Source organism: Agarivorans sp. 1_MG-2023, assembly GCF_030548385.1.
GTDB lineage: Bacteria > Pseudomonadota > Gammaproteobacteria > Enterobacterales > Celerinatantimonadaceae > Agarivorans.
This window is the reverse complement of record NZ_JAUOSJ010000007.1, coordinates 1-26,205: the sequence shown is the minus strand read 5'-3', so window position 1 is coordinate 26,205 and position 26,205 is coordinate 1. Positions and strand designations below refer to the sequence as shown.

The following is a 26,205-nucleotide window of genomic DNA, read 5'->3' as shown; positions in this document are numbered from 1 at the left end:
GTTTAGATGCAGATACAAAGCTTAGGCTTACAACATTTTAGAAATATAGAAAGTGCCAGCCTTAGCCTCAATCCACAGCTTAATGTGGTATTGGGAAAAAATGGCAGCGGAAAGACCAGTGTACTAGAAGCTATTTATTATTTGGGTTTTGGTCGGTCTTTTCGTAGTAATAGAGCCAGTAAGGTGATTAGTTACCAGCAAGACAGTTTTGTAGTGTTTGCTCAGTTGGAGGAACACAAAATTGGTTTGCAAAAATTTAAAGGCGGAGACACAGCCTTAAGAATTAACAAGGAAACAGTACGTAGCCAAGCGGTTCTTGCTTCTTTGTTGCCTATACAGATTCTTCACCCCGAAGGGTACGGCTTAGTAGATGGCAGTCCTAAACATCGAAGAGCCTATTTGGATTGGGGAGTGTTTCACGTGGAACATCAGTTTCACGGAGCTTGGCAGAACTACAAACGAATATTGAAACAGCGTAACGCACTGTTAAAACAAACGCGTCAGTACCAAGACTTAGTTTACTGGGATAAGCAGCTTGTTGAACTGGCTCAAGTAGTTAGTACGCAACGGCTTGAGTATGTTACGAGTATTAAGTCGACTCTATTTGATTTGGTTGAAGAGTTTCTTCCTGAATACAAATTTGAGTTAGCCTTTTATCAAGGATGGGACGAACAAAGCGATTTAGCTGATTTGCTAAAAAGCAGTTTTGAGAGGGATAGAATGTTGGGTTACACCCAATATGGGCCTCACAAAGCAGATTTAAAGTTTAAGTTTAATGGCATCAATGCGGTTGATTTAATCTCGAGAGGGCAGTTAAAGCTATTTGTGTGCGCATTAATATTGGCGCAAGGGCAACATGCTCAACAAACTAGTGGTAAGAAAACTGTATACCTTATCGATGATTTTGCTGCCGAACTAGATATGTCTAAACGACAGTTGTTGGCAACGTGCTTACAACGACATGGGTCTCAAGTTTTTGTTTCTGCAATTGAGGAACAAATGCTAGATGGATTTGATTTAGAAGGATGCACAATGTTTCACGTGGAACATGGTGTTATCAGCGACTATAAAACGAGAGTAAAACATGGCTGAAAATGAATATGGCTCATCGAGTATTAAGGTACTAAAGGGCCTTGATGCAGTAAGAAAACGTCCTGGGATGTATATTGGCGACACCGATGATGGCTCAGGTTTACATCACATGGTCTTCGAAGTTGTAGATAACTCTATCGATGAAGCATTGGCTGGTCACTGTACAGATGTGGTTGTTACCATTCATAGCGATGGTTCTGTATCTGTATCTGATGATGGTCGTGGTATCCCTGTTGATATTCACCCAGAAGAGGGTGTATCCGCAGCTGAAGTAATTATGACGGTACTTCACGCAGGTGGTAAATTCGATGATAACTCTTATAAAGTATCGGGTGGTTTGCACGGTGTTGGTGTTTCTGTAGTAAATGCTTTATCTATTAAGTTACAACTTACAGTTAAGCGCCAAGGACATGTTTACGAACAGTTCTACACTTTAGGTGAACCAGATGCACCTTTAACAGTTGTAGGCGATACCGACAAAACAGGTACTGAATTACGTTTTTGGCCAAGTGAAGAGATTTTCTCTGATACTAAATTCCACTACGATATTCTTGCTAAGCGCTTACGTGAATTATCATTTTTGAACTCGGGTGTATCGATCATCCTTAAAGATGAGCGTGATGATAAGCAAGATCACTTCTGTTATGAAGGTGGTATTGAAGCGTTTGTATCTTACCTAAATACCAACAAAACGCCGATTCACCCTAAAGCATTTAGCTTTAACTTCCAGCGTGAAGATGGCATTGCTGTTGAATTAGCGATGCAGTGGAATGATGGATTCCAGGAAAACGTTTATTGTTTTACCAATAACATTCCTCAAAAAGATGGTGGCACCCACTTAGCTGGATTTAGAGCGGCGTTAACTCGTACTCTAAATAGCTATATGGAGAAGGAAGGCGTTAACAAGAAAGACAAGAATAACGCGACCGGTGACGATGCTCGCGAAGGTTTAACTGCCGTTGTTTCAGTTAAAGTACCTGACCCTAAGTTCTCAAGCCAAACTAAAGATAAGCTAGTTTCTTCAGAAGTTAAGTCTGCGGTTGAACAGACCATGGGTGAGAAACTAAGTGAATACTTGTTAGAGAACCCTCAAGAAGCCAAAATTATTACCCAGAAAATTTTGGATGCTGCTCGCGCACGAGAAGCTGCTCGTAAAGCACGAGATATGACTCGTCGTAAAGGTGCGCTAGATTTAGCTGGTTTACCAGGTAAGCTGGCCGACTGCCAAGAGAAAGATCCTGCTCTTTCTGAACTATACATAGTGGAGGGTGATTCTGCGGGAGGTAGTGCTAAGCAAGCGCGTAACCGTAAGAACCAAGCTATTCTTCCGCTAAAAGGTAAAATTTTAAACGTAGAAAAAGCCCGTTTCGATAAGATGCTTTCTTCTCAAGAGGTCGCTACCCTTATTACCGCCATGGGTTGTGGTATTGGTAGAGATGAATACAACCCGGATAAAACGCGTTACCACAACATCATCATCATGACCGATGCGGATGTGGATGGCTCGCACATCCGCACCTTGCTACTAACTTTCTTCTACCGCCAAATGCCTGAAATTATTGAGCGTGGTTACATTTATATTGCTCAGCCTCCTTTATATAAGGTGAAGAAAGGTAAACAAGAGCGCTATGTTAAGGATGAAGAGTCTCTAACAGAATACCTAACAACTTTAGCCTTGGATAATTCAGGGTTGTATGTGAACCCTGAAGCGCCTGCTATTGGTGGCGAACAGTTGGAAGGTTTAGTAACCCAGTACCGTCGAGTATGGAAAAACAACGAGCGTTTGTCTCGTCGCTACCCAATTGCTCTGCTTAGCCAAATGGTATATCAGCGTCCTATTAGTGTTGAAGAACTAAAAGACAATGAAGTGTTAGAGCAGTGGTCAGAAGAGCTTATTGCACCAATTAATGCTGAATTGCCAAGTGGTAACTACTACTCTATTGAAGTAGAAAAACACGAAGAACGCGATATCTATTACCCAGTCGTTACGCTTCGCCAACATGGTGTTGACGTTCAGTTTAAGTTTGAGCCGGAGTTCTTTGCTTCAAATGACTACCAAGATATTTGTAGTTTACATGGCAAGCTAAATGGCTTGATCGAGGAAGGTGCTTACATTAAGCGTGGTGAGAAAACCAAGCCAGTTAAGAACTTTGAAGAAGCGCTTAATTGGTTAATGGCTGAGTCTCGTCGTGGTCTATATATCCAACGTTATAAAGGACTAGGTGAAATGAACCCAGACCAATTGTGGGAAACTACAATGGACCCTGAAACTCGCCGTATGCTGCAAGTAACGGTTGAAGATGCGATTGCCTGTGATCAATTATTTACTACTTTAATGGGTGACCATGTTGAACCTCGTCGTAACTTCATTGAAGCTAACGCGTTGAACGTGGAAAACCTTGACGTGTAATCGATAGCGTTAAAGGTTAAGACTAAAAAAGGCAATATGAAAATATTGCCTTTTTTGTACTTGAAAGAGTAAAACTTACCCCCATATATAGTAATAACAGGATGCCGCATAGGTGGGTGCTGTTTAGAAAGGGACGCAGCAATAGTGCTGGTCCAATACAATTTATTGCTCTATGAGGATAATATACAATGCGTAATCAATATGACTTTTCACCTCTTTATCGCACCGCTATTGGTTTTGATCGCTTAGCTAGTTTTATTGAAGCGGCTTCTAACCAAAGCGCCCAATCTCAAAACAATGGTTACCCGCCTTATAATATTGAAGCGGTAGACGAAAACCATTATCGAATCACTTTAGCTGTTGCAGGTTTTGCTGAAGATGAGTTATCAATCGTTGCTCGAGAAAATGCATTGATTGTTACTGGAACTAAGCAGAAAAAAGCCAACAATACAGAAACTAAGTTCTTACACCAAGGTATAGCTGAACGCGGCTTTGAGCGAAAATATCAAATCGCTGACCACGTTAAAGTGAAAGCTGCAAACCTTGAGAACGGGTTACTGTTTATTGAACTGGAGCGCGAGATTCCTGAAGCGCTTAAGCCTAAGCAAATTCCAATTAATGGAAAGATAAATTCGGTAGAAACTTTGGAAACTAAAACAGCTTAAAGACGAAGTAATATAGATAAAGAATGAAAAGGGCCACAAGGCCCTTTTTTAGTGTTTAAGCCTCGAGTAGAGGATTAACGACTGAGGCGAGTATTTCAATGCCTTGTTTTACATTGGCTTCACTTTGGGCGAAATTAAGTCGAATACATTCTTGAGTATGTCGCCAGCTATTACTCACACCAGGGAAGAAATAACTACCAGGTACAATCAATAGACCTTTCTGTTTAAGCGCTTGGTATAGCTCTTTATCACTGATGGCTAAACCTTCGAACCATAACCATAAAAACATAGCACCTTCTGATTTATGAATCCTGAATTTGGTTGAGGGTATTGCCGCTTGTAACCAATCTATTGCCTGCTGAGATTTACGCTGATAAAAAGGGCGAATAATGTTGTTGCTGGCATCTAGTAGGCTATTGTCTTTAAGCATCTCATTCGCTAATGCAGGGCCAACACCACCGGGAGACAAATTAATAATCCCAGATAAATTACTCACCGCCTTAATGGTTTCTGGCTTGGCTATTACAATACCGCAGCGGGTGCCTGGTAATCCAAGCTTCGATAAGCTCAAACACAAAATCGTATTGTCATCCCAAAATGGCGTAGCTTCGTCGGTAAACACCAAGTTAGGGAAGGGCAGGCCATAAGCATTGTCGATAAGCAGTGGCACGCCATGTTGCTTGGCTAGCACCGATAGTTTGCTAATTTCGTCATCGGTAATGACATTGCCGGTAGGGTTGGTTGGCCGAGATACACAGACTAGCCCAATGCTTTGATCAAGATGTAGGTGGTCAAAATCAACGTGGTACTTAAACTGTCGCTTATCCAAATACTCAATGTTGGGTTTGTTGCCAATAAATAGGTCTTCGTCTATGCCGCTGTCTTCGTAACCGATATATTCAGGTGCTAAGGGAAACAGGACCTTCTTGCTGTTTTTACCCTTTCCAGCAAATAGATTGAAAAGGTAAAAAAATGCGCTTTGGCTACCATTTGTTAAGGCGATGTTCTCACTTTTTATATCCCAATGGAATTCATTACTTAGAAATTCAGCTAAGTTAGAAATAAATGCCTTATTCCCTTGGGGGGCGTCGTAATTACATAGCGCGTTGAGCAAGCTCTTGTTATCTAAGCCGCTACGAAGATGTTGCTCAAAAATTTCGGTCATTTCTGGTATTTGAGCTGGGTTGCCACCGCCAAGCATGATCATCTCATCGCCAGCTCGAATACCTTCATCAAGGTCATCCATAAGCTGAGTGATGCCTGCATGGCGAGTGAATTTATTACCAAAATCTGAATATGTCATAACGCACCTTTTTCTATATAGGCGTCACCATAACAAAGATTGCTTTCTAATGGCAATTAGCCCCAGTTGTTCTAGGTTGATTAGTTAATCAAAGAGGAAATAGATATAAAAAAAGCGGCCTAAGCCGCTTAAATATATGTTGTGAGTATCGCTTTAGTTAGCTGTTTGGCCTACATAAACTACCACTACTGCATCATCACCTTTGCGTCTTTCAAATACGTAAGGAGCGGTATTCAACTGTTTATGCTCCCCTGCGCCAATAGCTTGGTGACGCTTACGGAATTGAAGCAATTTTTGCCAGTGATTGTGGACGGCTAAACGTTGCTCATCATTCAATTGCTCCCAATTCATATCTGAACGGGTCGCTTGATGTTTATCTGAGCTGCGTGGTCCTTTCTCGCGAGCAGTTTCATCACCGTAGTATACTTGAATGGCTGTTGGCATCAGTAAGAAAGCAGAGCCCAATTGTTTTTGTTGCTCTAGATCTTTGCTGATGCTGCCATAGGCAAGTTTTGTATCGTGAGATGATACGTAACTCAATACTTTGCCATCTCGCTTACCAAGTACGTCTGCGTAACGCTGATAGCCGTCTTGCATGTTAGTGAAACAATTCATGCCTTGTTTAGCTAAATCTGTTTGGTAAGTGAAGTCGATGAGTGAATCAAAACCGCTATTGAATAACTTTGAATTATTAAGGCCTTGCCCCCAGAACTCACCAGTCATCCAAAAGTCACTATCATCTAGCACTTTATCGGGGTTGTTTTGTTTCCACTCGCTAAAGGCTTTGCTTGAAGCCAGTTTTAGTTCCATCCACGCTTCTGGTTCTACGTGTTTCACCGTATCAGCACGGAAGCCATCGATACCGTACTCACGTACCCAATCAGACAACCATGTAACCAGGTAATCTCGAACTGTTGCACCAGGAATTTCTACTGCTTTTGTATCGGGCTTGTTTTTGTAGAAAGGAGGCAGGCTTACTACATTGTCTGACTCAGTTTTGAAATCTGGCAAGTAAGCCAAAGACATTTCTAAATCACTTGGGCCTGGATTTGGGTAGCCTGAAATATCAGTACGAACCCACTCTGGTCCCCACCACTTAACCCATTCTGTTCTCGCGCCGTAATCAATGTAGTCGTTAAAGCTGTGCCAAGTTTCGCCTTTACCTGGGGCCCAGTTAGTCCACTTCTCGCCTAAGTAGGTTTCAATGGGTACGTCATATTCTTGAGTCGCACCAAAACCGAACTCTTGCATATCGCCTAAGGTCGCGTAGCCGGTGTGATTCATTACAATGTCCATCACCACGCGTATGCCACGAGCATGAGCATCATCAACAAACTGCTTAAACTCTTCAGCGGTACCCATGTTTTGGTCCATTACTGTGTAGTCTTGTACGTAGTAGCCGTGGTAGCCGTAATGCTTAAAGTCGCCACGCATACCACCGCCAACCCAGCCGCGAATCTGCTCGTAAGGAGCGGTAATCCAAATGGCATTGATGCCTAAGTCTTCAATATAATCGAGCTTTTTACTTAAGCCCGCTATGTCACCACCATGGAAAGTACCAATTTCATTTTTGCCGTCATTACTGCGGCCGTAGCTATTGTCGTTGTCAGGGTTACCATTGTAGAAGCGATCGGTCATCACAAAGTAAACTGATGCGCTATCCCAATTAAACTCATCTGCTTTTTTAGTGACTGACTCGAGTAACAGTAAACCTCCACTTTCTGGTGCGGGAGTAAAGGTGACTTTACCTTGATATACAGTGCTCATTTGGCCGCTGTAAAAGTCTCTTACGGCTGTACCTTCTTCAAAGCTGCTGCTTACGTCCACAGATACGGGCTGACCATCCCATTGTAGACATTGAGCGCTTTGGCTTAATGCTTCGCTTGAACTACTGGCTGCGCTGGTGCTATTGCCTGTTTGAGGCGAAGAACAACCGGCTATAGCCATGCTGACTAAACAGCCGAGCAGAGCGGGTTTAATGACTTGCTGCATTTTTTACATCCATATAGTTTTTGTTAGTGACCGACAGAAACAAAAAAGCCCCCTCATAGGGGGCTTTGAATAGAAAAGCTAAGGCTTACATTTCAACTTTTTCTACGTAAGTTACAGGAATCTCTTCTGACCAGTCTAAGTAGAAGCGGTATACGCCATCAACTTCTGGAGTGAATTTGAAGTTATCAAATGCTGAACATTTGTTTAACTGGCGACGGTCACCAATTTTAATTTCTGCTTCACCAGCTAGGAAACCAAAGTTAGTACCACACTGCCATGCAGCATCACCAAATTTCCACTCGTACGGTTGGCCATCAGCAATTAAAGGCTCATCAACAGATGAAGTAGCTGACCATACGTTTTTCTTACCTTCTACAGGCATCAATTTGTATTCTGGAGCCGCGTCCCACCAAGTGAATACGCCACGTAGATATACGTCACGAGTTAATTTACTGTCGCCGCCGCTAGAAGCACAACCAGCTGCTACTATGGTGATTAGTGCTAGCACACCTGCTTTCATTAAATTCTTAAGCATTTCCAATTCCTTTATATTTTTATAGCTTTCCTTTGTCTTTGCAGACAAACATTACGTAATGAGCTGAACTCGAGCCTATTTATATCGAAGCTAGCCCAGAAAAAACGTGCCAAGCTCACACTACTATGCTGAAAAGGATTTCAAGATTTAGCTAATTTTATTAAAAGGGTTAACTAGATCAAAAAAAGCCACCTCCTTGTTTAGAAGATGGCTTTTTTATTACACTAATTAGCTGTGAAGCTACTGAATCACTGAGATGTCTGCAATTTCTAAAAATAGCTGACGAAGTGAATTTAGCAGGCTTAATCGGTTGATTTTTAAGCTGTCATCTTCACTCATTACCATCACGTTATCGAAGAAGTTATCTACAACATCGCGCAAGTTGGCAAGCTCGATTAGTGCTTGTTGATAATCGCCTTTTTCAAGCAAAGGTTTTAGCGTAACAGCCATCGAATCAACTGCTGATGCTAAGGCTTGTTCTTGCGGCTCTTGAAGCAAACTAGCGTCAACTTGTGGTTTAACAAAGTCTGGGTTTTTCGCCAGAATGTTAGACACTCGTTTGTTGGCGGCCGCTAATGCTTGGGCTTGTTCTAAAGAACGGAAGTGGCTTACCGCCTTAATGCGTTGCTCAATGTCCGCTAACTTAGTTGGTTTACGTTCTAATACGGCGGTAATCACGCTGGCATCAATACCTTGCTCAAGGTACATCGCGCGCAGGCGAGCATAAATAAACTCGATAAGCTGAGTATGAACCTTGGCTTGTTGATCTTGGCTAAGTTCAAGCGGCAATAACAGCAGTGCACTATTAATTAGCGTATCTAAATCTAATTCAAAACCTTTGTCTTGAATGATACGAATAATACCTAAGCTTGCCCGGCGCAAAGCAAATGGGTCTTTATCGCCTTTTGGTAGTTGGCCAATGGCAAAAATACCCACCAAGGTATCTAGTTTGTCGGCAATCGCGACTGCTGATGCCACCTTGGATTCAGGCAGTTTGTCGCCTGAGAAGCGCGGCCAGTATTGCTGATTTAAGGCATTAGCGACATCTTCATGCTCGCCGTCGAACTTGGCGTAATACATGCCCATAACGCCTTGAATATCTGGAAACTCAAGAACCATTTCGCTGTTTAAATCAGCTTTTGATAACAAACCTGCACGTTGAGCGTGCTGGCTATCGCCACCAATCTCACCTGCAATTTGTGCTGCTAATTCAGAAACGCGGTTAGCTTTATCTAATAAGCTACCGAGTTTTTGTTGGAATACCACGTTAGCAAGCTTATCTAAACGGCTGTCTAAACGTGACTTTTTGTCGGTATTAAAGAAAAATTCGGCATCGGCTAGGCGAGGGCGAACCACTTTTTCGTTACCAACAATTACTTGCTGAGGATCTTTGCTGACAATATTCGATACGAAGATAAAGCGCGGTAGTAAGTTACCTTTGGTATCTAAAATTGGGAAGTATTTCTGGTTATCCTTCATGGTGTAGATAAGCGCTTCAGCAGGAACGTCTAAGAACTTGTCCTCAAAACTACCTACCATAGCCACTGGCCACTCAACCAATGAACATACTTCTTCAAGTAGTGCTTCATCCATTTCTACTACACCACCTTCGCGGGCAGCTTCAGCTTCGATTTGTTCTCGAATAATCGCTTTACGCTGTTCGTAGTTCACTATCACTTTACCGCGACGGTCTAACTGTTGAACATAATCGTTGGCGTGGTTTAGTTCAAATTCAGCGTCACCCATAAAGCGGTGGCCACGCACAGTGCGAGCAGATTCGATACCAAGAATATTGCCTTGAACTAATTTTTCACCGTACAGCATCGTAATAGTATGTACAGGGCGAATGAATTGAATCGATTTCGCTCCCCAACGCATTGGTTTAGGGATAGGCAGTTTTGCTAAGGCATCTGCAACAATATCAGGGAACAATTGATAAATAGTTTGGCCGCTAATTTCAGCCTTATGCAGTAGCCATTCGCCTTTGTCGGTTTTTAGTCGTTCGGCTTGTTCAACGGTAATGCCATTTGAGCGTGCCCAACCTTCGGCTGCTTTAGTGGCATTGCCGTCAGCATCAAATGCGCTGCTAATGGCTGGGCCGCGTTTTTCTACGACTTTATCGGGTGTTTTTTCATTCAAAGCTTGAACAGAAAGGGCTAGGCGACGAGGCGCAGCAAACCATTCAATACTATCAAATTCAAAACCGGCTTTTTCTAAGCTTTGTTGTACATTGCTTTTAAAAGACTCAGCCAAGCCACGTAAGGCTTTTGGTGGCAACTCTTCGGTGCCGATTTCTACTAATAGGTTCTCGTTACTCATGCTGCCTCCGTTACTTCTTGTCTTTGCATAAAGGGAAACCAAGCGCTTCTCGCGCACTGTAATAGGTTTCCGCTACGGCTTTTGATAACGCTCTAACGCGCAAAATGTAGCGTTGGCGTTCGGTGACCGAAATGGCATGACGAGCATCAAGTAAGTTAAACGCATGAGACGCTTTCATAACTTGTTCGTAAGCGGGTAAAGGTAAACCTGCTTCAACTAATTGTTGGCTGTCTTTTTCGCACTGATCGAATTGTGCAAATAGTGCAGTAGTGTCGGCGTGTTCAAAATTGTAGGTTGATTGCTCAACTTCGTTCTGGTGGAACACATCGCCATAGGTCACTTTACCCATTGGCCCGTCGGTCCACACTAGGTCGTAGATACTGTCTACGCCTTGAATGTACATGGCTAAGCGCTCTAAACCGTAGGTGATTTCACCGGTTACTGGTGAGCACTCTAAGCCACCCACTTGTTGGAAATAAGTGAACTGAGTAATTTCCATACCGTTCAACCAAATTTCCCAGCCAAGGCCCCAAGCACCTAAAGTCGGCGATTCCCAGTTATCTTCTACGAAGCGGATATCGTGAACTTCAGGGTTAATACCTAGTTCTACTAATGAACCTAGGTATAACTCTTGAATGTTATCTGGAGAAGGCTTCATCACTACTTGAAATTGGTAGTAATGCTGCAAGCGGTTAGGGTTTTCACCATAACGGCCATCGGTTGGACGACGACATGGTTGTACATAAGCACTCGACATCGGTTCTGGACCGATAGAGCGCAAAAATGTTTGCGGATGAAAGGTGCCTGCACCTACTTCCATGTCTAAAGGTTGAACAAGAACACAGCCCTGACGAGCCCAGTAGTCTTGCAGGGCCAAAATAAGGCCTTGAAAGGTTTTAATATCGTATTTATGCATGATTTTAGTGTCGCGCGTATGAAAAATAATCGGTTTTATAACTGACGGAGTATACCCTAGCATGCAGGCAGACCCTAGTGCTGTTGTATCGGGAATCGCTGATAAATTAGACTTTTTTGAAACAAACTCGGCTAACTACCTTTCTTGATCAAATATTGAAAGGGAGTTTGGTCGGTTTTTTTGGCCACTAAAGTGTGATCCATAAACTCACAAAAGCTTACCATGTCACGAGTGGTGGACGGATCGTCGGCTTGCACCAGCAAGGTTTCGCCGATATTTATGTTACGAATGGCTTTGCGCACCATCATCACCGGTTCTGGACAACGCAGGCCCAAAGCATTTAATTGGTGATCGGCTTGGCTAAATTCAGTGTTATTGCTCATCAAACGTGGTCTCTTTTTGCTACTTTGTCATTGTATAACAGCTGGTTGAAAAGTGGCAGCTGTCAGCATTGACGATTGACAGCTTAACTTGTAGAGAGCGATGTTCAGATAAAAGAAAAGAGGCCGAAGCCTCTTGATTAAAGGGATAACTAAAGGGAGCAGTGCAATAAATACTTAGCGAATGCGCTGTTCGTTATTCGGGTCGAAATACACTGCGCTAGACAGATCAAACATTAAATCTAGGTTTTCTCCCATTGTTGCTGGTTTATCGGGGTCGAGTCGGCAACTAATTTCTTTGCCATTCAAGGTTACCAAGGCAATGGTGTCGGGGCCCGTAGGTTCTAACACACCTAGCTTTAAGTTAAGGGTGGTGACTAAGGCTTTGTCTTTTTTGTAAGGATTCACATGGGTTATTTGTTCTGGCCTTATGCCAACCACTAATGATTTACCCGCATATTTGCCTAGGTGCTCTGGCAGCGGAATATGATGTTGCTGTTGTTGGTCACATACCAATGAACCCATCAAGCCATGTTCACTTTGCTCAACACTGCAGTGTAAAAAGTTCATTGCAGGAGAGCCCATAAAACCAGCGACAAACATATCAGCAGGATCGTTATAAATCTCCGAGGGGCTACCTAGTTGCAATAGCTGGCCGTCTTTCATCACGGCAATTCTGTCGGCTAGGGTCATTGCTTCAATTTGATCGTGAGTAACGTAAACAATAGTGGTGCCTAAACGTTGGTGTAGTTTTTTAATCTCGTGGCGCATTTCTACGCGCAGTTTGGCATCTAAGTTACTTAAGGGTTCGTCAAACAAATAGATTTTGGGTTGGCGGGCTAGGGCGCGTCCCATTGATACTCGCTGTTGCTGACCGCCAGAGAGCTGTGAAGGCTTACGGTCTAACAGGTGTTCAATTTGCAGTAACTGCGCGACTCGAGTTATTTCAGTCTCGCGGGCATCTTTATCCATTTTTTGAATTTTTAGGGCAAATTCGATATTGCCGCGAACGGTCATATTTGGATATAGCGCATATGATTGAAAAACCATGGCGATGTCGCGATCTTTGGGGTCAACGTCGTTAACCACTTTTCCGTCAATGCAAATGTCGCCGCTAGTTATTTCTTCTAAGCCGGCAATCATATTCATGAGTGTAGATTTACCACAGCCAGAGGGACCCACTAAAATTAAAAACTCGCCGGCATTAATCGAGATATTAATGTCTTCCAGGGTATTAGGGGCACTTTTACCATAGCGTTTGTAGAGCTGTTTTATATCTAAGGTCGCCATTGTTTCTTATCCTTTTACTGAGCCAGCGGTTAACCCGCGCACAAAATACTTTCCAGCTACTACGTAGACAAACAGAGTGGGTAGCGCAGCAATAATGGCAGCGGCCATATCCACGTTGTATTCCTTCACTCCGGTGCTGGTATTTACTAGGTTGTTTAACGCGACCGTAATGGGTTGTGAATCGGAGCCCGAATACACCACTCCAAACAAGAAGTCGTTCCAAATTTGTGTGAACTGCCAGATGATGCACACCATGATGATGGGCTTAGAAATAGGCAGCATAATTTTGAAGAAAATAGTGAAGAAGCCTGCGCCGTCGAGCTTAGCCGCTTTAACTAACTCCCCGGGAACCGATACATAGAAGTTGCGGAAGAATAGGGTAGTAAATACCAAACCGTAGACAACGTGCACAAACACTAAGCCGGTGGTGGTATTGGCCAAGCCAAACTTACCTAAGGTGGCGGCCATGGGCAGCAAGATCACTTGAAAAGGTATGAAGCAACCAAATAGCATTAAGGCAAAAAATAGGTTTGAGCCTTTAAAGCGCCAATGAGCAATAACGTAGCCGTTTAGTGCTCCAATTAAGGTTGAAATGAAAACCGCAGGAACCGCCATTTTAAAGGAGTTCCAGAAATAACCTTTTACTCCCTCACAGGTAACCCCGGTACAGGCTGTGCCCCAGGCTTTAAACCATGCGTCAAATACCCATACTTCAGGCAGAGATAGCAAGTTGCCACCGCGAATATCCGGCAAAGACTTAAACGAGGTAAGCAGCATTACTAATAGCGGCATTAAATAGATGGCGCAAAACAGCACTAATATTGAATAGATGAAGATGCGACCCGGTGAAAATTTAGTCATGATTATTGCTCCCGGTTACGCAGTTCTGAGTACAAATACGGCACTAAAATGGCGAGTACACCGGCTAGCATCATCATCGCACTGGCGGCACCTAAGCCCATTTGCCCGCGGGTAAAGGCGTGGGTATACATAAACAGTGCAGGTAAGTCTGACGAGTAACCCGGCCCACCGGAGGTGAGTGCGGTCACTAAATCAAAACTCTTAATCGCGATGTGCGAGGTAATAATCACCGCACTGAAAAAGACCGGACGTAAACAAGGCAGGATGATTTTCCAGTAAATAGTGGGCATGCTAGCGCCGTCGATCTGAGCAGCTTTAACAATGCTTGAATCAATGCCGCGTAGGCCCGCCAAAAACATCGCCATAACAAAGCCTGAAGATTGCCACACGGCAGCAATAACCAGGGTATACACCGACATGTCATTGCTCACCAGCCAGTTAAATTCAAAACTGGTCCAGCCCCAATCATGCATCATTTTCTCTAAGCCCAGCCCAGGGTTTAAAATCCACTTCCAAGCTGTGCCGGTTACAATGAACGACAAGGCCATAGGGTAGAGATAGATAGTACGAATAGCTCCTTCTTGGCGAATGTTTTGGTCTAACAAAATAGCCAGTAAGGTGCCTAAAATTATTGAAATGATAATGAACAGTACGCCAAAAATCAGCAGGTTGATGCAGGAGGTAACCCAGCGATCATTCTCCATCAGTTTGTTGTATTGCAGTAAGCCAGCCCACTTAAAATTAGGTAAAAAACGTGAGTGGGTTAGAGACAGGTAGCCAGTCCAAGCTACGTAGCCATAAATACATACCGTTACCAAAAATATCGAAGGTGACAAGATGATTTTGGGCAACCATTTTTGCAAGGTATTAAACATAGTACAGCCTCGTTCGAACGCCATGTTCAAACTAACAAGGTAATAGCAGGTGCAAGCTCCGACCGGCTGGCCGGAGCATGATACTTATTTAGATAAGTGGGTAGGTTTACTTAGCAGCTTTAACAACACGCGCTAATTTAGTCACGGTTTCTTTAGGGTCACCATCAGGGTCGTTAAAGAAGTTCGTTACTACGTCATAAATAGCGCCTTGTACATAACCCGTGGTGGCTAGGCCGTGGGCCATACTTGGCACCAAATCACCCGAGGCATTACTGGCCTTGAAGGTAGCCATTGAATCCAAGGCACAGCTATCAAATTTGCTCATATCCATATCGGTACGTACTGGAATCGAGCCTTTGTTTAAGTTGAAGACCTCCTGGAATTCAGGGGTTAAAATAGTTTTCGCTAAACTCTTTTGGGCAGTCACATTATCGGCATTACTTAGCTCAAACATGGCAAAGCTATCGATGTTAAAGGTGAACTGTCCATCGGTACCTGGTGCTGGTAAACAAACAAAATCTTTACCGGGTACTTTGCCTGCAGCAATAAATTCGCCTTTCGCCCAGTCACCCATAATTTGCATGCCTGCTTGGCCATTTATCACCATGCTGGTGGCAATGTTCCAGTCGCGGCCTGGGGAGTCACTGTCGATGTAGTTACGCATTTTTTTGAATACGGTGAAAACTTCCACCATTTTGTCGCCACTAAGTACTGCATCATCGTGCATTACAAACGCTTTGTTGTAGTCTTCTGAGCCCAGTATATCTAAGGCTATAGCTTCAAATACTGTGGCGTCTTGCCAAGCTTGGCCACCGTGAGCTAGCGGAATAATGCCTGCAGCTTTTAGCTTCTCAGCTGAGACAAAAAATTCATCCATGGTGGTAGGGATCTTAGCGCCGGCTTTTTCAAATACGGCTGGGTTTGCCCATAACCAGTTTACTCGGTGAACGTTTACCGGTACTGCTACATAGTCACCGTTAAACTTCATTACATTCGTGACAACTGCTGGAACAACATCATCCCATTTTTCTGCTTTAGCCACGTCGTTCAAGTTGCTTAGGAAGCCAAGATCAGCCCATTCTTGAATATCATGACCTTTAATTTGCGCTGCCGCTGGGGGGTTACCTGAAATAGCGCGGGTTTTTAATACCGTCATAGCACTTTCACCGCCGCCGCCTGCTACTGCAAAGTCTTTCCACGAATGACCTTGAGCTTCTAGCATTTCTTTAAGTACGCCTACCGATTTGGCTTCACCACCTGAAGTCCACCAGTGTAAAACTTCTACTTCACCTGCGTATGCCAGGTTAATCGCGCTAGTAAGTGCCAGGGTAGAGGCTAGAGTTGCAAATTTACGCATATTGATGCCTTTGTTATTTTTTTGTGAATTCCATTCCTTATTCACCAATCTTTACCGCAGGCGATTGGCTAATTAATAGACTAGATGAAACAGCTTGATAACAAAGTAACCTTTTGTAACCAGGTTGTTACAAAGTGGTTATTTTATGTGAGGCAGTTGGAGTTTTACTTCTAAACCTCCTTGAGGCAGGTTTTGCAGGGTAATATCACCACCATGAGCATGGGCAATATTGCGAGCAATACCTAAGCCCAAACCCGAGCCTGAATCATCTTTGCTGATACGAACATAAGGGTTAAATACCTCTTTAATCCGTTCCTCGGGAATGCCGGGACCGTGATCTACAAACAGTAAACACAGCTCTACATCGTCATCGAGTAAGTAAATCTCAATGTCGTTGCCGTACTTAATGCCATTTTCAACCAGGTTGCTAATACAGCGCTTAATCGCCAATGGCTTACCGCGGTAAGGTTCAAGAGCCTCACCAAACACAATCACCTTACCCGAGAAGGGTTCTATGCAGTGTTTAAGGTGAGTCATTATGTTTATATCACTTAAGTTTTCGTGAATATCGGTATCTTTTACCGTTTGTAATGCGCCTTTGGCCATGATTTCCAGTTCATCTAAATCACGGTTAAAGGCATCAATGACGGTATCGTCGTCTAATAACTCTGCGCGTAAGCGCAAACGAGTAATCGGAGTTTTTAAATCGTGTGAGATAGAGCGGAACAGCAATTCCCGATCTTCTATATACCGTTTCAATTTACCCTGCATGGTATTAAAGGCACGGGTGGCCTTACGGATTTCGTCGCTGCCTTCTTCTGTTAGTGGCGGCTGGAATAAGTCGATAGTCAGCCGAGAAGCCGCTTTAGCTAAACGCCGCAGTGGTCGAGTTTGTCTACGCACTAATACAAAAGTAAACAGCAGCAAGAAGAACGTCATAAGAGCGATAAACATCACTCGATCTTGCGGCAGTAAATTGTCTTGCAGCGTCATATAGGGGGCGGGTAAAAGCGCAGCTAAGTAAATCCATTCGCCACTCTCTAGTTCGATTTGAGTAACCAAAATTGGTGGGTTTAGCGGTTCAATTTGCAGTGTATGTGAGGCCCAAGACGAGGGTAAATCTTTAAGTAAAATGTCATTTTTAAGAACATGCAGCTTGTCGGGCATGGAAAAATCAACATCAATCATTGGGCTGCGGCTTAGCTCACGATGTAATACTTCGCCAACCGTTTGAATCACAATGTTTTTGCGGTGGCTGTCGGGAATAGATTCAATGTTAATGTAATCTTTGTTCAAGGAGACAAAGAAACGAGTACCGCCCATTTTACGAAGCTGATTCAACACAATGTGCCGATACTCAGAAGGTAACGATTCAAAAAAGGTGACCGTAGAGGCTAGGCTCAAGGCCAAGTTTTGCGAGGTAGAGCGCAAGCCATCAGATTCTGATTGCCGTAGCTGATAAAACCAAATAAAGCTGCTGGCTCCTTGTGCTAAGCCAATGGCCAGTAACAGTAACAGCAGCATCCTCGCTAATAGCGAGTTAGGCTTTATTCGTTCAATAAAGGCCTTAAACTTCATGGCTGACTTGCGTCACCATCATATAACCTACGCCACGTATGGTGCGAATTAGGCGAGTTTGGCTGCCGTCATCTTTGAGGCGCTGGCGCAAACGACTAATTTGTACATCTATACCGCGCTCCATAGGCAGGCTTTCACGACCGCGAGTCGCATCGCTAATGGTGTCTCTGTCTAGGGTTTCGTTAGGGTGTTGCAAAAACAGCTGTAGCAAGCGGTAATCACTGCTCGATAACTCAAGCTTGTCGCCATCTTCATGCTCAAGCTGTTGTGTTTGACTGTCTAAACGCCATTGACCAAAGCGAATGTAGCGGGTGTTTTGCTGGGCATTGGCGGTGACTTGCGAGCGTCGTAACAAGGCTTTGATTCGAGCCAGTAGTTCACGCGGATTAAACGGTTTGCCAATATAATCGTCGGCACCCAGCTCTAAACCCACAATGCGATCCATTTCGTCAGAGTTAGCGGTTAGCATGATGATAGGCACGTTTGAAGTGCGGCGAATTTTTTGACACAGAGTGAAGCCATCATCTCCCGGTAGCATGATGTCGAGAATGATCAGTTCTGGGTCATTGGTTTCAAGCAATTTGGCCATTTCTTCACCGTCATTGGCGCTAATCACATCAAAACCTGACTTACTTAAATACTGTTCAAGTAAGCTACGAATTTCTAAGTCATCATCAACAACCAATAACTGTTTAGCTAAAACCATGGGCCTCTGTACTATTTTTTGCGAAGTAAGTGGCGTTAAGGATAACAAACAACCGGCTTAGGAAAAATGCCTGCGGAGCGTGAGTAAAAAAAATGGGAGCTCAATGCTCCCATTTTTGAGTTAAAGCTTGCTTATGGTCGTTCAAATACCGTGGCAATACCTTGGCCTAAACCAATACACATGGTGGCCACACCTAGCTTGGCGTCTTTGGCTTCCATTAGATTGATAAGGGTGGTGGAGATTCGGGTGCCCGAACAACCTAGTGGGTGGCCTAACGCGATGGCGCCACCGTTTAAGTTAACCTTGTCTTCCACTTGGTCCAATAACCCTAAATCTTTCACGCAAGGTAATGATTGCGCAGCAAAGGCTTCATTAAGTTCAAATAGGTCAATGTCTTCTACCTTTAAACCAGCACGTTTAAGCGCTTTATGTGTAGCAGGTACAGGGCCATAACCCATGATAGAAGGATCGCAACCAGCAATCGCCATTGAGCGTACTTTGGCGCGAACGGTTAAACCCAGCTCGGCGGCTTTGTCTGCCGACATCACCAACATGGCTGAAGCACCGTCTGATAAAGCCGAAGACGTACCGGCGGTAACTTTACCGTTGGCGGGGTCAAATACTGGGCGTAATTGCGACAAACCTTCAGCTGTGGTTTCAGGGCGAATTACTTCGTCAGTTTCAATTAACTTTAAAGTGCCGTCTGCATCGTGACCTTCAATAGGGAAGATTTCGTTGGTGAATCGACCTTCTAGGGTTGCCTGATGTGCTAAGCGGTGTGAACGCGCACCAAACTCATCCATGGCTTCTCGGCTAATGCCGTGCATTTGTGAAAGCAATTCGGCGGTTAAACCCATCATACCGGCAGCTTTGGCTACCGATTTAGCCATACCCGGGTGAAAGTCTACGCCATGGTTCATTGGTACGTGACCCATGTGCTCAACACCACCAACAATAAATACATCACCTTGGTCGGCCATAATTGCGCGAGCGGCGTCATGCAAAGCTTGCATTGACGAACCACATAAACGGTTTACGGTAACAGCACCCGTTGAATGTGGTAAACCCGCCAACAGCGCCGCATTACGCGCTACGTTGAAACCTTGTTCTAGGGTTTGTTGTACACAACCCCAGTACACGTCTTCAATGTCATTTGGGTCTAGTTTAGGGTTACGTTCCACCAAGCCTTTCATTAGCTGGGCAGACAAATCTTCGGCGCGAACATTTCTAAAACAGCCATTTTTTGAGCGGCCCATAGGAGTTCGAATACAATCAACAATCACTACTTCTTTCATTTTATGTTCCTCCATTAGCCTTGTTTGCCATAGTAAGTTTCACCAGCCGCTGCTTTAGCGCGCAAACCGTCAGTCACTTGATAAAGTGGACCTAAATCGGCGTATTGATCTGCTAAAGCTACGTACTTATCAAGACCCATGGTATCTAAGTAGCGGAACACGCCGCCACGGAAAGGAGGGAACCCTAAGCCGTACACTAGCGCCATATCGGCTTCTGCTGGGCTTTGAATAATGCCTTCTTCTAAACAACGTACTACTTCGTTAATCATTGGGATCATCATTCGAGCAATAATCTGCTCGCTGCTGTATTCGTAACGTTCGTTGCAAATTTGCTTGAGTAAGTCGTAGCTGGCTGGATCGGCATCTTTCTTGGGTTTGCCTCTACGATCTTTGGTGTAGGCATAAAAACCTAAGCCATTTTTCTGGCCAAAACGTTCAGCTTGGTACATCACATCAATGGCATCTTCACCATCTTTGCTCATGCGCTCTGGGAAGCCACTTGCCATTACCGCGCCGGCGTGGTGGCCGGTATCAATGCCGACGACATCAAGTAAGTAAGCAGGGCCCATTGGCCAACCGAATTGCTTCTCCATGATTTTGTCTACTTTTACAAAGTCGGCACCGTCTTGGAGTAAGCGAGTAAAGCCAAAGAAGTATGGGAACAATACGCGGTTAACAAAGAAGCCTGGGCAGTCGTTAACCACTACCGGGGTTTTACCCATTTTAGCGGCGTAGGCGACTACGCTGTCTATGGTTTCCTGTGAGGTCTTCTCACCGCGAATCACTTCGACCAACGGCATACGATGCACTGGGTTGAAGAAGTGCATACCACAGAATTTTTCTGGGCGGCTTAAGTTTTTCGCCAGTAGCGAGATAGGGATAGTAGAAGTATTAGACGCCACAATGGTGTCTTCAGATACTTTTTGTTCTACTTCTTGTATTACAGCCGCTTTAATTTTTGGATTCTCTACTACTGCTTCTACTACGATATCGCAGTTAGCAATGGCTTCGTAATTAAGGCTTGGGTTAATGGCCGATAGAATTTTACCCATCTTCAAGCCATCAATGCGGCCACGCTCAAGTTGCTTGTTCAGTAACTTGCTGGCTTCATTCATGCCAAGCTCTAATGCCGCTTGGTTAATGTCTTTCATTACTGCCGGTACGCCTCGGCTAGCGCTTTGATAAGCAATGCCGCCACCCATAATACCTGCGCCTAATACAGCCGCTTGATTAATGTTTTGGGCATTTTTTGAGGCTTTTTTAGCAAGGCCTTTAAGTTGTTGGTCGTTTAAGAAGATACCGACTAAGGCTTGGGCTACCTCAGATTGAGCCAAACCGATGAAGTATTTGCCTTCTAAAGCAAGGGCCTCGGTGCGGCCACAACGGGCTGCTTTTTCCATGGTTTTAACCGCGGTGATCGGCGCGGGGTAGTGAGGGCCTGCTTTAGCTATCACCATGCCTTTGGCACAGTTAAAGCTCATAGTGGCTTCTATTTGGTTTAAAGCTAGTGGTGATAACTTAGCTTGGCGACGACTCTGCCAGTCGATTTTTTCGCTAATGGCGTCTTGCAACATCGCTAAGGCGGCATCACGCAATTTCTCTGCTGGGACTACGGCGTCTAACATGCCAAATTTTTGAGCGGCTGCAGCCTTGTAGTTTTTGCCGGTGGTAATCCACTCCATCGCATTGTCGGCGCCAATGACTCGTGGTAACCGCACTGTGCCGCCAAAACCAGGCATAATACCTAATTGGGTTTCTGGCAGGCCTATACGCGCACCCGGCTCGCCTACACGTAAGTCGGTAGACAGTATAAATTCGCAACCGCCACCTAGGGCGTAACCATTAATCGCAGAAATAGTTGGAACGGCTAAATCTTCTAGGGCATTGAAGATGTCATTCGCTTTGGTTAGCCATGCGGCTAACTCTTGCTCTGGTAGGGCGAATAAGCCCAAAAACTCGGTGATGTCAGCACCAACAATGAAGGCATCTTTGGCTGAGCTTACTAACAAACCTTGTAAAGCTGATTGCTGCTGCAATGCAGTAATAGCCTCATCCAGTGAGACTAAAGTGCTTTTGTCGAGCTTATTTACACTTCCTTGCTTGGCATCGAATGTTAGTTCAGCGATACCGTCGGCAATATAGCGAACACTGAGGTTCTCGCCTTGATATATCATTCTGCTCTCCTTGTAGCTGGCGTACATTGCACCAGTTTTGTGTAGGGGTTAGAGATTAATTTTGTAATCAGTTTGTTACTCAAACATTAAAACAAATATAACGACCATTTAAAACACTTGTTTAATTTTTTGTCGGAAGCCGCACAAAACGAATGGGTCACTGCAACTTGTTTCCAGCAAGAAATCGTCAATTAACTGCTCTAGATCCAACAATCTGTTTATTAAATGCGCTATAACTAAATAGCTAATTAATAGTCGTAGAGAGGGTGCTATGCCAACTATTCATCAACTGTTTACTCAGCATATCGAGCAACTACAGCATCGGGTGGCTGATGTATTAGAGCGAGAGAACCTTGAGGCGCTGATTATTCACTCGGGTTATCCCCTTAGAACCTTTCTTGATGACCAGCATTACCCTTTCAAAACAAATCCGCATTTCAAACATTGGTTGCCACTAACCGCTCATCCACATTGTTGGCTAGTGGTTGATGGTCACACTAAACCCACGCTTATTTATCACCAACCGAGTGACTATTGGCATAAAGCCGCGGGGGATCCTGAAGGCTTTTGGGTAGATAGCTTTAATATTAAGTTGATGGCAAACCCGCAAGATATAGAACCGTTTCTGCCCAGCAATAGAAATCGTTGCGCCTATATTGGTGAGCATCCAGAGTTAGCAGAAGCCTTAGCCATTGGTGAGCGTAATCCCGAATCAACACTAAGCTATTTGCATTACTACCGCGCCTATAAAACCGATTACGAAATAGAGTGCATTGGCGAAGCGAACCGCAGAGCAGTAAAAGCACATTTAGTCGCCAAGGACTTGTTCTTTGCTGGCGCTTCTGAGTTTGAAATTAACTTGGCGTATTTGTCTAGCTTAGGGAAAAGTGAGCACTCACTACCGTACTCCAACATTATTGCCTTAAACGAAAACGCAGCCACTCTCCACTACACTGCCCTAAGTGCAAAGAAACTGGCAGAACAACAACACTATTCGTTATTGATTGATGCGGGTGCAGAATATCGTGGCTACGCGGCAGACATCACCCGTACTTACGCTTATCGAAAAGGCTTATTTGCTGAGCTAGTGGCCGAGATGGATAAATTGCAGTTAGCCCTAATTGCTGATTTAAAACCTGGTCACCCTTATACCGACTTACACCTAAAAGCCCATCGTCAGCTAGCTAAGTTGCTGGTGGACTTTGAGTTTGTTTATTGCAGCGCAGCAGCGGCGGTTGAGAAAGGCATTACTCGATGCTTTTTCCCGCATGGTTTAGGCCATCACTTGGGGTTGCAGGTGCACGATGTAGGTGGTTTTATGCTAAATGAAGATGGTGAGGTTCAAGCTGCCCCGAGCAACGATCCATTTTTGCGCTGTACTCGCATCATCGAACCGCGTCATGTATTAACTATTGAACCTGGCTTGTACTTTATTGAAAGTTTGTTGAGTGAACTGGCTGAATCTGAGCATACCCGCTTGATTAATTGGTCACGGGTTGATGAAATGCGTCGCTTTGGCGGCATTCGCATTGAGGACAATGTGGTGGTTACCGCGCAAGCTTGCAACAACTTAACCCGAGAGCAGAATTGGAAATAGCACACACTAGCGACTATTTACGACCTATTGAGCAAGTTAGCACTGAAGAAACCATTAAACGTAGTCGTTTTATTAGCTACCTTATTCCGGTGACTAATCGGCAAATGGCTCAACAGCAGTTGGCAGAAATAAAACAAGTACACCCTCAAGCTCGTCATCACTGTTGGGCTTTTGTGGCGGGTCATCCAAATGACAGCCAATGTTTAGGCTTCAGTGATGATGGTGAGCCCTCGGGCACTGCTGGTAAGCCTATGTTGGCTCAATTACAGGGGAGTGGTTTAGGACAAATACTGGCAGTGGTAGTACGCTATTCTGGCGGAATAAAGTTGGGTACTGGTGGTTTGGTTAAAGCTTATGGTGGCGGCGTTCAACAAGCGTTAAAACAAGTTGATGCAGAAACGGTTGTGGCTAGTGGTCAGTGTTGGTTGGAGTTTGACTATGCCTTTACTACCCAAGTTGAAATGCTGCTTAGCCGCTTTCAAGCCAGCAAACTGGATACTCAGTTTTCAGATTCTGCGCAAATGCAGGTAAGCCTCCCCTTAAGCGAATATGAGTCCTTTAGACAGCAACTCATTAATGTCTCAAGTGGGCAAATTAGCGTGAGTAAGCTGTTGTCTTAAGTTGTCTTGTGTGGCGCTTTACTTCAAGATATACAGCATAAACTTTATTTAGACAGAGAAACGACACGGATGCAAATCAGAGCGATTATTAGGATCGTTGGGCTTCTAGTAATGCTATTTAGTCTCGCTATGATTGTTCCAGCCTTGGTGGCGGCTGTTTATAAAGATGGTGCGGGTAAAGCCTTTATGGCGGCATTTGCACTGTGTGTTAGTGCCGGTTTTCTGTTGTGGTTCCCCCAACGTCATCAAAAAACTGAATTAAAAGCCAAAGAGGGTTTTTTAATTGTGGTGCTGTTCTGGACAGTACTAGGCAGTGTAGGTGCGTTGCCGTTTATTCTGACCGAAAACCCCAACATGTCGATTACCGACTCCTTCTTTGAATCTTTCTCCGGGCTTACCACCACTGGTGCTACGGTTATTGTAGGCATAGAAGAGCTACCCAAAGGCATATTGTTTTATCGGCAAATGCTGCAGTGGTTAGGGGGGATGGGAATCATTGTTCTTGCGGTGGCGGTACTGCCTATTTTAGGTGTTGGTGGCATGCAACTCTATCGCGCCGAGATCCCTGGGCCAGTAAAAGATAAAAAGATGACTCCGCGGATTGCAGAAACCGCCAAAGTGCTGTGGTACATCTATTTGTTTCTCACCATTAGTTGTTCGGTGGCGTTTTGGCTAGCGGGAATGTCTTTGTTCGATGCGATATGCCATGCCTTCTCTACTATCGCAATCGGTGGCTTCTCCACCTACGATGCCAGCCTTGGCCATTTCGATAGTTCATTAATCAATACCATTTGTGCGGTATTTCTTATCATCTCTGGGATTAACTTCTCCTTACACTTTGCTGCCATTAATGGGCGAGCCATTACCTTTAAGTACTATTTTCTCGATCCTGAGTGTCGTGCTTTCTTCTTTATACAAATGAGTCTAACCCTGATTTGTGTGGCTATTTTGCTTGCTCAGCAAGTTTATAGTTCGCCTACTGTGGCCTTAGACCAAGCCTTTATTCAGTCTGTCTCCATTTCTACCACTGCCGGTTTCACAACAACCAGTTTCTCTGAATGGCCGCTGTTCTTGCCTGTACTACTGGTATTTTCTAGTTTTATTGGCGGCTGTGCAGGATCAACGGGAGGGGGCTTAAAGGTTATTCGAGTATTCTTGTTAAGCCTGCAGGGGATGCGAGAGTTAAAACGCTTAGTCCATCCGCGAGCGGTATTTCAAATCAAGCTGGCCAATAAAGCACTGCCAGACCGCGTGCTCGAAGCGGTTTGGGGCTTTTTCTCTGCTTATACTCTAGTGTTTGTTATTTGTATGTTAGGGCTTATTGCGGCGGGGATGGACGAACTGTCGGCATTTTCAGCCGTGGTCGCTTGTTTAAATAACTTGGGCCCAGGGCTGGGCCAGGTGGCGGTGCATTACTCAGACATTACCGACGCGAGTAAATGGGTGTTGCTTACTGCAATGCTATTTGGACGTTTAGAAGTATTTACCTTGTTGGTGTTATTTACACCTGCCTTTTGGAAAAGTTAATCATGAAACTACTGGTACTGTATTCAAGCTGTGAAGGGCAAACCTTAAAGATAGCTAAACATATTGTTGCTCAACAAGCTGACGCTATCGAGAGCGCAGATTACCTCAATATAGAAGAGGGTAATCAAACTCTTCAATTAGAAGGCTATGATAAAGTGCTTATTGGTGCGTCTATTCGTTACGGAAAGTTTAGGCCGCAATTGTTTGCATTGCTTTCTGAGTACCAACAACAGCTCGCCAAACTCCCCGTAGCATTTTTTGGGGTATGTTTAACTGCGCGCAAGCCAGAGAAGAATACGCCTGAAACGAGTGTATATATGAAGAAGCTAAATCAAACGGCAGCTTGGACCCCTAAACTTCAAGCGGTGTTTGCCGGCGCCTTGCTGTATTCTCGATACACATGGTGGCAAGCATTATTAATTCAACTGATTATGAAGATGACCGGCGGAAGCACAGATAAAAGCCAAGATATCGAATTAACCGATTGGAACAAAGTAGATGAATTCGCGACAGAGTTTGCAAATCTGCATGAATAAACAACAATCCGAGCGTTTTTTAAGTGTTCTTGCACAAGCTTTGAACACTTAAACAAAAAACTTCAATTTTCTTCAAAAAACGCTTGCACCAAAATCGCGGATCCCTATAATGCGACTCCACTGACACGGCAAGCGGCGCTGCAAAGCAAGGCTGAAACGAGGTCAGGGTTGGTAAGG

At 44.3% G+C, this 26,205-nt stretch carries 21 protein-coding genes; 7 read left to right on the top strand and 14 right to left on the bottom strand.

The window, feature by feature from the left end; translation table 11 throughout:
• Nucleotides 1-6 precede the first annotated feature (6 nt).
• The 3 genes from recF to Q4592_RS11595 all read left to right on the top strand — a co-directional run bounded on the left by recF (nt 7) and on the right by Q4592_RS11595 (nt 4,167).
• The gene (gene recF / locus Q4592_RS11605) at nt 7-1,092 is read left to right on the top strand and encodes a DNA replication/repair protein RecF (RefSeq protein ID WP_303513096.1); all 1,086 of its coding nucleotides are present in this window, start codon (nt 7-9) and stop codon (nt 1,090-1,092) included.
• Nucleotides 1,085-3,502, top strand: a complete 2,418-nt coding sequence (gene gyrB, locus Q4592_RS11600) for a DNA topoisomerase (ATP-hydrolyzing) subunit B (protein ID WP_303513094.1) — start codon at nt 1,085-1,087, stop codon at nt 3,500-3,502. The genes recF and gyrB overlap by 8 nt, the downstream gene beginning before the upstream one ends.
• 188 nt (nt 3,503-3,690) lie before the next feature.
• The gene (locus Q4592_RS11595) at nt 3,691-4,167 is read left to right on the top strand and encodes an Hsp20 family protein (RefSeq protein WP_303513092.1); all 477 of its coding nucleotides are present in this window, start codon (nt 3,691-3,693) and stop codon (nt 4,165-4,167) included.
• 55 nt (nt 4,168-4,222) lie between these two features.
• Here the strand turns inward: Q4592_RS11595 and Q4592_RS11590 are convergent, their stop codons facing one another.
• The 14 genes from Q4592_RS11590 to fadB form a co-directional block, all read right to left on the bottom strand.
• Complete coding sequence (locus Q4592_RS11590; protein ID WP_303513089.1) at nt 4,223-5,470, bottom strand: valine--pyruvate transaminase; 1,248 nt, start codon at nt 5,468-5,470, stop codon at nt 4,223-4,225.
• 153 nt (nt 5,471-5,623) lie between these two features.
• Entirely contained in the window at nt 5,624-7,462 is a 1,839-nt protein-coding gene (locus Q4592_RS11585; protein WP_303513087.1) for an alpha-amylase, read from the bottom strand.
• 85 nt (nt 7,463-7,547) lie between these two features.
• Nucleotides 7,548-7,997 (bottom strand): hypothetical protein, encoded by a 450-nt coding sequence (locus Q4592_RS11580; protein WP_137673583.1) that lies wholly within the window; start codon nt 7,995-7,997, stop codon nt 7,548-7,550.
• Between the two features lie 240 nt (nt 7,998-8,237).
• The gene (gene glyS, locus Q4592_RS11575) at nt 8,238-10,316 is read right to left on the bottom strand and encodes a glycine--tRNA ligase subunit beta (RefSeq protein WP_303513084.1); all 2,079 of its coding nucleotides are present in this window, start codon (nt 10,314-10,316) and stop codon (nt 8,238-8,240) included.
• A gap of 10 nt (nt 10,317-10,326) precedes the next feature.
• Nucleotides 10,327-11,232: a glycine--tRNA ligase subunit alpha gene (glyQ, locus tag Q4592_RS11570; RefSeq protein ID WP_137673606.1), complete on the bottom strand. Its 906-nt coding sequence runs from the start codon at nt 11,230-11,232 to the stop codon at nt 10,327-10,329.
• Between the two features lie 131 nt (nt 11,233-11,363).
• Nucleotides 11,364-11,615, bottom strand: a complete 252-nt coding sequence (gene tusA, locus Q4592_RS11565) for a sulfurtransferase TusA (protein WP_137673585.1) — start codon at nt 11,613-11,615, stop codon at nt 11,364-11,366.
• A 174-nt stretch (nt 11,616-11,789) separates the two neighbouring features.
• On the bottom strand, nt 11,790-12,902 hold the full coding sequence (locus Q4592_RS11560; protein ID WP_303513082.1) for an ABC transporter ATP-binding protein: 1,113 nt from the start codon (nt 12,900-12,902) through the stop codon (nt 11,790-11,792).
• A gap of 6 nt (nt 12,903-12,908) precedes the next feature.
• Complete coding sequence (locus Q4592_RS11555; RefSeq protein ID WP_137673587.1) at nt 12,909-13,763, bottom strand: carbohydrate ABC transporter permease; 855 nt, start codon at nt 13,761-13,763, stop codon at nt 12,909-12,911.
• 2 nt (nt 13,764-13,765) lie between these two features.
• Entirely contained in the window at nt 13,766-14,638 is an 873-nt protein-coding gene (locus Q4592_RS11550) for a carbohydrate ABC transporter permease (RefSeq protein WP_201798740.1), read from the bottom strand.
• A 106-nt stretch (nt 14,639-14,744) separates the two neighbouring features.
• Entirely contained in the window at nt 14,745-15,995 is a 1,251-nt protein-coding gene (locus Q4592_RS11545) for an ABC transporter substrate-binding protein (RefSeq protein WP_303513074.1), read from the bottom strand.
• A 138-nt stretch (nt 15,996-16,133) separates the two neighbouring features.
• Nucleotides 16,134-17,573: an ATP-binding protein gene (locus tag Q4592_RS11540; RefSeq protein ID WP_137673590.1), complete on the bottom strand. Its 1,440-nt coding sequence runs from the start codon at nt 17,571-17,573 to the stop codon at nt 16,134-16,136.
• Nucleotides 17,563-18,279 carry a response regulator gene (locus tag Q4592_RS11535; protein ID WP_137673591.1) on the bottom strand — a complete coding sequence of 239 codons (717 nt, stop codon included), beginning with the start codon at nt 18,277-18,279 and terminating at the stop codon, nt 17,563-17,565. Before Q4592_RS11535 ends, Q4592_RS11540 begins: the two co-directional genes overlap by 11 nt.
• A gap of 131 nt (nt 18,280-18,410) precedes the next feature.
• Nucleotides 18,411-19,574, bottom strand: a complete 1,164-nt coding sequence (fadA, locus tag Q4592_RS11530) for an acetyl-CoA C-acyltransferase FadA (RefSeq protein WP_303513069.1) — start codon at nt 19,572-19,574, stop codon at nt 18,411-18,413.
• 14 nt (nt 19,575-19,588) lie between these two features.
• On the bottom strand, nt 19,589-21,748 hold the full coding sequence (gene fadB / locus Q4592_RS11525) for a fatty acid oxidation complex subunit alpha FadB (protein WP_303513066.1): 2,160 nt from the start codon (nt 21,746-21,748) through the stop codon (nt 19,589-19,591).
• Between the two features lie 271 nt (nt 21,749-22,019).
• Between fadB and pepQ the strand changes: the two genes are divergently transcribed.
• From pepQ to hemG, 4 genes are all read left to right on the top strand, one after another.
• Nucleotides 22,020-23,345, top strand: coding sequence for a Xaa-Pro dipeptidase (gene pepQ / locus Q4592_RS11520; RefSeq protein WP_303513063.1), 1,326 nt, complete (start codon nt 22,020-22,022; stop codon nt 23,343-23,345).
• Nucleotides 23,336-23,965, top strand: a complete 630-nt coding sequence (locus tag Q4592_RS11515) for a YigZ family protein (protein ID WP_303513062.1) — start codon at nt 23,336-23,338, stop codon at nt 23,963-23,965. Before pepQ ends, Q4592_RS11515 begins: the two co-directional genes overlap by 10 nt.
• A 69-nt stretch (nt 23,966-24,034) precedes the next feature.
• Entirely contained in the window at nt 24,035-25,492 is a 1,458-nt protein-coding gene (locus Q4592_RS11510) for a TrkH family potassium uptake protein (RefSeq protein ID WP_137673596.1), read from the top strand.
• 2 nt (nt 25,493-25,494) lie between these two features.
• Complete coding sequence (hemG, locus tag Q4592_RS11505) at nt 25,495-26,028, top strand: menaquinone-dependent protoporphyrinogen IX dehydrogenase (protein ID WP_303513058.1); 534 nt, start codon at nt 25,495-25,497, stop codon at nt 26,026-26,028.
• Nucleotides 26,029-26,205: the final 177 nt, after the last annotated feature.